At 45.2% G+C, this 1,232-nt stretch carries 2 protein-coding genes; both read left to right on the top strand.

What is annotated here, in order from left to right:
* Positions 1 to 434, top strand: a 434-nt coding sequence (locus HC175_RS15130; RefSeq protein ID WP_168139321.1) for a peptide MFS transporter, incomplete at its 5' end; no start/stop codon positions are given.
* Positions 434 to 1,232: peptide MFS transporter (locus tag HC175_RS15125; protein WP_168139320.1), on the top strand; the 799-nt coding region annotated here is incomplete at its 3' end. The genes HC175_RS15130 and HC175_RS15125, both read left to right, overlap by 1 nt.

Raw genomic sequence — 1,232 nt, 5'->3', positions numbered from 1 at the left:
TATTCATGGTTTTTGCTTCTATGGAATTCCAGAACGACGGAGCCTCAGCAATGTACTGGCTTGTACTGGCATATCTGTTCCACACCATCGGGGAATTGAGTTCCTCGCCGGTAGCGCTTTCCTTCATCACCAAGCTTGCCCCGGTAAAATATGCATCTTTAATGATGGGAGTTTATTTCGCGGCTACAGGTCTTGGGAACAAAGTTGCCGGTATTGTGGGAGAATTTTCTTCTGAAGCCGGGGACGGTACCATCTTCCTTGGAATAACAATTTTTACAGTAGCCTTTGCAATCATTGTTTTGCTTATGCTTAAGCCTTTAAAACGCTTAACTCACGGAGTGGAAGACGAAGAAAGAGAGTTGCCGCAGCAGGAGAATTTTGAACTTGGAGATGAAGATCTTGTAGATAAAGAGGATACTAAAAGAAGAAGGTAATGGCAGCAACGGTTCCTGCGGCAGAACATGATTTCTTTAAATCTAAAGTCTTAGGCCATCCCGCCGGTCTTTTCGTTCTTTTCTTTACTGAAATGTGGGAGCGGTTCTCTTTCTACGGAATGAGAGTACTGCTCATTAATTTCCTTACAATGGCTATCGTAGGTGTGGATAATCCCGGCTGGGGCTGGAGTGCAGAGAACGCCGGAGCCCTTTTTGGAACCTATGCCGGCTTACTCTACTTAACTCCAATTGCCGGAGGTATAATTGCCGATAAGATCACAGGTTACCGCTGGGCGGTAGTGATCGGGGCAGGGATCATGACCTTAGGACATGCCTCTATGGCGCTGGAAACAGAATTTTCCCTCTATTTTGGACTTGCGTTGCTGGTTATTGGTACCGGATTTTTTAAACCCAATATCACTTCCATCATTTCTGAAATGTATGACGGTAAACCCGATAAAAAGGATGGGGCCTACACCATCTTTTACATGGGGGTAAATGCCGGTGCTTTCTTCGGAATGATGCTTTGCGGCTATCTGGCTGAAAGAGTTGGCTGGAGCTGGGGCTTTGGTCTCGCCGGAATTTTCATGTTGTTGGGAACCCTGCAGTTCTGGTTGGCAAAACCTCTTTTCGGAAAAATTGGAGGGGTGCCTGATAAAGCTAAAATTGCAGAAGAAACAGCTAAAGAAGAAGCATCCGGAATAAAAGACCATAGCCATAATCCATTTACGTTCTTAGATAAGATCCTGATTCTTGCCACATCGGTAATAGGGTTTCTGTACCTTATCAATGATCCCG

This window comes from Salinimicrobium oceani, from assembly GCF_012037645.1.
Note: the sequence above shows the minus strand (reverse complement) of the source record. Positions and strands in the feature narration are given on the sequence as shown.